Raw genomic sequence first — 6,363 nt, 5'->3', positions numbered from 1 at the left:
TTCATCTCTTGTCTGCTCAATGTGATTGTCTCCTGTCCCATAGTGACATTATCTCAGAACCGTTATGGGATGACATTATCACAGAAGAACAACATGGTACCGCAAAGGGTATCCGGGTGAGGACATGAACATCATTATCAAGCTGCACCGCTATATGCTGGAACATAAACTGCCGTACCGTATCGCGTTTTGCCCAGAAGCGGTCTGCTGGACACAGGCGCCGGATACGTATCATATTTTGTCCAATCAGCGGAAGCGTTGGGCACGCGGCAATCTGAAAAATATGGTTGAGAACTACGACATGGCGTTTCGCCCGAAGTACAAAGTATTCGGCTTGCTGTCGATGCCGTATACGATTTTGTTCGAGGCGTTGAATCCGTATGTCAAAGTCACGGGCTTGCTTGCCCTTATCGGCTATACCTTGATGGACATGACGCAGTGGCCGATCGTGCTTAGCTTCATGCTCATAAATTTCTTGTTCGGCATGCTGCTTGCCATAGGCTCACTATTGCTGGAATAAATTACCTTCAAGCGATATCCGCGGATTAGCGACCTGCTGCGCATGCTTGCGTTCAGCGTGCTCGTGTTCTTCGGCTATCGCCAGTTGGGAGGTCTATGGCGGATTCAAGGCCATATTCAATATTTCCAGAACAACAACTCGTGGGGGGCCATGACCCGTCAGAGCTGGCAAGAGGACAGCAAGCCGACCAAATCGGCTTGACGATAACCGTTGGGAAAGGTGGTATTTCCGAAAATGCTGAACACGGTAATGAAACCGGAAGCTGCATCGTCCGTCAAAGAGGCGTCTGTTGCGAAGAAAATTCTCATCGTCGACCATGACGACAGCGTGCGCGAATTCCTGCAGATTCAGTTCAAGCTCCAGGGCTGTGAGGTGCATGCGGCAACCGATGCGATAACCGCTTTGGACATGATCCGGAAGGAAGGCTACGAGCTGATCATCACCGAGCTGAATCTGTACGGATTGAGCGGACTGCCGTTCATTTCCCAGATTCAGAAGATGGACCTGGTCAAGGAGCCCAAAATCGTCATTCTGTCGGAGCAGCGCGTGGGAAGTACAATCGAGCACTGCTTTCAGCAAGGCGTCAGCGATTATATTACGAAGCCGTTCTCGCCGTCGGACTTGGTTGCCAGAATCAGAAGCTGTTTTTGAATAGATTTAGTTCATTCGCGTTCCAAGAGGCCGGTAAGCGGTCCTTGGGAGCAACCTCTATGAACCTAATTCTTCTATGGAAGGTGAAGCCTGTGAACATGTATGCCGCCAATTTGAAACATAACATCGAACATCAATCATCAGTCGTCGGAGTCATCGGTCTTGGCTATGTCGGTCTGCCGCTCGCGGTGGAGATGTGCAAACAAGGGTTCCGCGTCATTGGAATGGACCTGAATCCGTCCAAGATCGCCAGCATCCGCCAAGGGAACTCCTACATTAAGGACGTCAGCGATAAGACGCTGCAACAATGTATGGATACGGGACGGTTCATGGTTACGAACGAGTACGAGCATATTCGCGAGATGGATGCGGTCAGCATTTGCGTGCCGACGCCGCTGAGCGAGAATCAGGATCCGGACACGTCGTACATTACGCAGGTCGTGGACCAATTGAAGCAGTATATGAAAAAGGGGAGCCTCATTACGCTGGAGAGCACGACCTATCCGGGGACGACGGAGGAACTCATTCAACGGGAGATCGAGAAGCGGGGTTACCGCGCGGGAGAGGACTTCTTCCTCTGCTTCTCGCCGGAGCGTGTTGATCCTTCCAACACAAAATACAATACGTTCAATACGCCGAAGGTCATTGGCGGCGCCACCCCGACCTGCTTGGAGCTGGGTTCCGCCCTTTATAGCCGTGTCGTCATGAAGGTTGTGCCGGTCTCGTCCACGAAGGTGGCCGAAATGTCCAAGCTGCTGGAGAACACATTCCGCAGCGTCAATATTGCGTTCATCAACGAGATGGCGATGATGTGCGACCGGATGAGCATCGACATCTGGGAAGTCATCGAGGCCGCTTCGACGAAGCCGTTCGGATTCATGCCGTTTTACCCGGGACCGGGCATTGGCGGCCACTGCATCCCGCTTGATCCGATGTATCTGTCCTGGAAGGCGAAGGGCTTCCGCTTCTACAGCAAATTTATCGATATCGCCCAATCGATCAATGCGAACATGCCGTACTATGTCGTGGAGAAGACCGGATGGATTTTGAACCAGAGCGCCAAATCGCTCAATCAATCCAGAATTCTTATCCTCGGGATGGCGTACAAGCCCGACATCGACGATCTGCGGGAATCGCCGGGACTGGAAGTGTACGAGCTGTTCGGGGCGAGTGGCGCCAATGTTGCTTACTACGATCCCCACGCCACTCACTTCGTCAGCAAGTCGGGCAAAAAGGTATGCACCATCGACTATAGTCTGACTGACTTCCCGACGTATGACTGCATGGTGCTGATTACGAATCACCAGTCGTTGGACTATGAACAACTGGCGGATCTGAGCATTCCGATTCTGGACACCCGCAACGCCTTTCAGGCCATCGAGCGGCCGAATATTTTTAAGCTGGGCAATTCGGTGCAGCAAATTCAGGGCGAGTGGGATCGGGTTGTTCAGGTCTAAACCGTGTCTGTGGCCGTTCCGTCGGAGCAAGGAAGGCGGTCGGTTAACGGGCAGCACGAGCTGAAGGTAGCCGTGCTGCTCTGCTGCTTGGCTGCCGTTCCTCTGCTGTCAGCTCGGCCGGAACGGAGAATACGCGGGCGACCTGGCTCCGCGATTACAATGCGGCCCATGCGGTCGTCCCGGAGAGGGAGCGGTTCAGCGGCGTCCATTTCGACGTCGAGCCTTATCTCCTATCGGGTGGAAAGGAGGAGCAGACTCGCATTGTGAAGGAATGGCCGGACAGTATAGACTGCTGGATTCGCGAGGCCCGGGAGGCGGGACGGTTCATCGCCTTCCGATCGTGGCATCCCGTATGCGTCCTCCGACGATCAAGCGAGGCTGCGACATTACGGCATGATGGGCAGCATGATCCGTAAGGGCAATGGCTACGATAACGCTTGTACCGAGTCGTTCCACAGCGTGCTGAAAAAAGAGCTCTGCTAATATTGTGTTGGCGGGGCTCCTTTTTCTGTTTTAGAAACCCCTTCGAGTCATAGAAAATAACCACTTCTTCCTACTTTTTGATCTGGGGGGGAGAAAGAAGTCAGCGGAGCGCCGCTATGGTTCCATTTGGGTAAATTGGACATTATAGGAATAGGAACTCCTGCGCGCAGTATGCGTCGCAGAGGAAAAGGAGTCTGATTCCATGCTTGTCCGATTCGGGTACGTGGCCATGTCGATGATGGTGTCGAACGCTTCCACGTCACGCACGATGACATATAAGCGCTTCCGGGAGCTACCCGATCGCGAGGCAGCGCTGCACAAGCTGGAGCGGATTGCGGCAGAGAATCTGCATAGTACCCTCCGGCTGCTGAAGCATAACCGCGCACATGACATCCGGCTGTACCGTCTGTCCTCGAAGCTGATTCCGCTGGCGACCCACGAGGCGCTGGCCGATTGGGATCCGTTCCCGGCGCTGGAGGACGATTTCGCGGCTATCGGGGAATATGCGAGGAGGCACGACATGCGCCTGTCGTTCCACCCCGATCACTTCACTGTGCTTAGCACAGCGCGGAAGGAAGTGCTGGAGAGCTCGAAGCGCAATCTGAACTACCATCTTCGGATGCTGCGGGCAATGGGGCTCGACGCGCGGGCGAAGAACAATATCCATATCGGTGGCGCCTACGGCAACAAGCGAGCGGCTGGGGAACGGTTCGTCCGCCACGCGAGGGAGCTGCCGGAAGTGCTGCTGCAGCGTCTGACGCTGGAGAATGACGACAAGACGTTCACGGCTGCGGAGACGTTGGCCGTCTGTGAGCGGCTCGGACTGCCGATGGCGCTCGATATCCATCATCATCAGGTCAACAATGAAGGCGAACCGCTGGAAGCGCTATGGCCCCGCATCGCTAGGACCTGGGAGACGCCGTATGCCCAGGCCGACGCCCCGCCGGACGATCCGCTCCCGCCGAAGATTCACGTCTCCAGCCCGAAGAGCGAGAAGGATCCTCGCGGCCATGCCGACGATGTCGATGTTGTGCCGCTGCTTCATTTTTTGCGGATTGCAGCCGCCCACACCGAACGGCTGGACGTGATGATTGAGGCGAAGCACAAGGACAAGGCGCTGTTCAAGCTGATGGACGATCTGGCCGCTTGCGGGGAAGAAGGGGTTGCGATCGCGGATCAGGCCAACGTCCGAATCGCTCCATCATGGACTTCCACTTGAAAATATGGTGAAAATACGATACGTTGGACACAGAACGTTTACCGCTTGTTCGCGGCTATGATGCGCGATGAAGCGAGTGGGCGAGAGGAGGAAGGTTGAAGCAATGACTCAATTATTGGCAGGTAAACATATCGTCGTCATGGGCGTAGCGAACGATCGTAGCATCGCCTGGGCGATTGCACAGTCTTTGGCCGCTCAAGGGGCAAGATTGGCATTTACATATGAGAGCGACCGGGTAGAGGGCCGCGTGCGCAAGCTGGCGGAGACGATTCCGAATTCTATCATTCTCCCTTGCAACGTGACAGTCGATGAAGATATTGATGCGCTGGCAAGCCGGCTTAGGGAAGAATTCGGCACGCTGCACGGACTTGTGCACAGCATTGCCTTCGCGAAGACGGAGGAACTGCAAGGGATGTATGTGGACACATCCCGCGCAGGCTATGCCTTGGCGCATGACATCAGCGCTTACTCGCTTGTCGCGGTGTCTCAGCGCCTGCATCCACTGATGACGGAAGGGGGCAGCATCATGACGATGACGTATCTGGGTGCTGAGCGCGCAATGAAGAATTACAATGTCATGGGCGTGGCGAAGGCAGCGCTCGAGGCGTCGGTTCGCTACTTGGCGAACGATCTCGGACAACATAACATTCGCGTCAACGCTGTCTCGGCCGGACCGATCCGCACCTTGGCTGCGAAGGGCATCGGCGATTTCAACTCCATCCTCAAGGAAGTAGAGGAGAAAGCGCCGCTCCGCCGCACAACGGACGCCGCAGAGGTGGGTGATACCGCGATGTTTCTGATGAGCCATCTGTCGCGGGGCATCACGGGAGAAGTAATCTATGTAGACGGCGGTTTCCATATTATCGGAGTATAAGACGATAGGACGAGACGCTGCAGCAGGCGCCCGCCTTACGGGAGGCCAGTTCCTCCAGGCGGTTTTTCTGTATCTTCCAGTATATAGGCAGGAACGAGACTCACGATGTGAAGGCCAGGCCAGTCAAAAATCAATGAAACCTGGTTGTTGCAGTAACGTAGAATAGAAAATAATAGTCCGTTCCATTTTTTACAGAAAGTAGCGTGATTGTTTTGAATACGAATGAAAAAGCTCCATACGTCGTATCGAGCAAGAGCCACACCGTGGTAGCGGTGAATTGCGCGGCGAAGGCGGGCGAATGGATCAAGAGCAAGCTTGGGCAGTTCAAGTCGCTTCATATAAAGTCATCCATGCACGACCTTGTTACGGAAGTGGACAAAGGCGCGGAGCAAATGATCCGCAAGCTGATATTGACGCATTTTCCGGACCATGCCATTCTGGGCGAAGAAGGGGTGGAGTCGGGAAACGACGCTTCCAGGCAAGCCTGGGAACAGGTGAAGAATGAGGAATATGTATGGGTTATTGATCCACTGGACGGCACGACGAACTACGTCCACGGCTTCCCGTTCTATTCCGTGTCGATCGCGCTGGCCCATCAGGGCGAGGTCATCGTCGGCGTCGTCTATGACCCGGTGCGCGATGAGCTGTTCGTCGCGGAGAAAGGCAAAGGCGCCTATGTGCACGGCCGCCGCATGCAGGTCGCGCCGGAGAAGGAATTGTCCGACAGCTTGATTGCGACCGGATTCCCGACCGATCATACCCGCGCCTTGCCGGCCAATCTGGCGGGTATTCAGGCGCTGGCGCTGCAGGTGCGCAATATCCGCGCGGCGGGTTCGGCCGCGCTGCACATGGCTTATGTCGCGACCGGGAGGCTGACCGGATTCTGGGAGCTGAATCTCAATGCATGGGATTTGGCGGCAGGCAGTCTGCTCATTCGCGAATCCGGCGGACAGATTACTGACACGCACGGACAGCCGTATCATCTGGGCATGCGCGATATCGTCGCGAGCAACGGTGCTATCCATGACGCCTTCATCGGAGCGTTGGAGGCGGCGGGAGCGCAAGGGTAACAACCCGGCTTCTTCCCGCGAACCTGCGAACCCGGCGGCTGTGGCCGCACTCCGAGCTGCATCTGATACGGGGCGAGCCCAGCGATTGG

The 6,363-nt window shown here is 55.4% G+C and carries 6 protein-coding genes and 2 pseudogenes; 7 read left to right on the top strand and 1 reads right to left on the bottom strand.

What is annotated here, in order from left to right; translation table 11 throughout:
- Positions 1-97: 97 nt before the first annotated feature.
- The 3 genes and pseudogenes from PPOP_RS07570 to PPOP_RS07560 all read left to right on the top strand — a co-directional run.
- Positions 98-721: pseudogene (locus PPOP_RS07570) on the top strand (glycosyltransferase family 2 protein); the annotation flags it as partial.
- Between the two features lie 33 nt (positions 722-754).
- Entirely contained in the window at positions 755-1,171 is a 417-nt protein-coding gene (locus PPOP_RS07565) for a response regulator (protein ID WP_006285578.1), read from the top strand.
- 98 nt (positions 1,172-1,269) lie between these two features.
- Entirely contained in the window at positions 1,270-2,628 is a 1,359-nt protein-coding gene (locus tag PPOP_RS07560) for a nucleotide sugar dehydrogenase (protein ID WP_006285576.1), read from the top strand.
- Here the strand turns inward: PPOP_RS07560 and PPOP_RS22635 are convergent.
- Positions 2,625-2,798, bottom strand: coding sequence for a hypothetical protein (locus PPOP_RS22635; RefSeq protein ID WP_159101818.1), 174 nt, complete (start codon positions 2,796-2,798; stop codon positions 2,625-2,627). The two genes, PPOP_RS07560 and PPOP_RS22635, sit on opposite strands and share 4 nt — an antisense overlap.
- A gap of 155 nt (positions 2,799-2,953) precedes the next feature.
- Between PPOP_RS22635 and PPOP_RS23980 the strand changes: the two are divergent.
- From PPOP_RS23980 to PPOP_RS07540, 4 genes and pseudogenes are all read left to right on the top strand, one after another.
- A pseudogene (locus PPOP_RS23980) lies at positions 2,954-3,105 on the top strand (IS3 family transposase); the annotation flags it as partial.
- A gap of 208 nt (positions 3,106-3,313) precedes the next feature.
- Positions 3,314-4,330 carry a UV DNA damage repair endonuclease UvsE gene (gene uvsE / locus PPOP_RS07550; protein WP_006285575.1) on the top strand — a complete coding sequence of 339 codons (1,017 nt, stop codon included), beginning with the start codon at positions 3,314-3,316 and terminating at the stop codon, positions 4,328-4,330.
- A 103-nt stretch (positions 4,331-4,433) separates the two neighbouring features.
- The gene (gene fabI, locus PPOP_RS07545) at positions 4,434-5,204 is read left to right on the top strand and encodes an enoyl-ACP reductase FabI (protein ID WP_006285574.1); all 771 of its coding nucleotides are present in this window, start codon (positions 4,434-4,436) and stop codon (positions 5,202-5,204) included.
- 212 nt (positions 5,205-5,416) lie between these two features.
- Entirely contained in the window at positions 5,417-6,274 is an 858-nt protein-coding gene (locus PPOP_RS07540; protein ID WP_042227846.1) for an inositol monophosphatase family protein, read from the top strand.
- Positions 6,275-6,363 lie beyond the last annotated feature (89 nt).

This window comes from Paenibacillus popilliae ATCC 14706 (assembly GCF_000315235.1).
In the GTDB taxonomy this organism is placed as follows: Bacteria; Bacillota; Bacilli; order Paenibacillales; family Paenibacillaceae; genus Paenibacillus_B; species Paenibacillus_B popilliae.
Note: the sequence above shows the minus strand (reverse complement) of the source record. Positions and strands in the feature narration are given on the sequence as shown.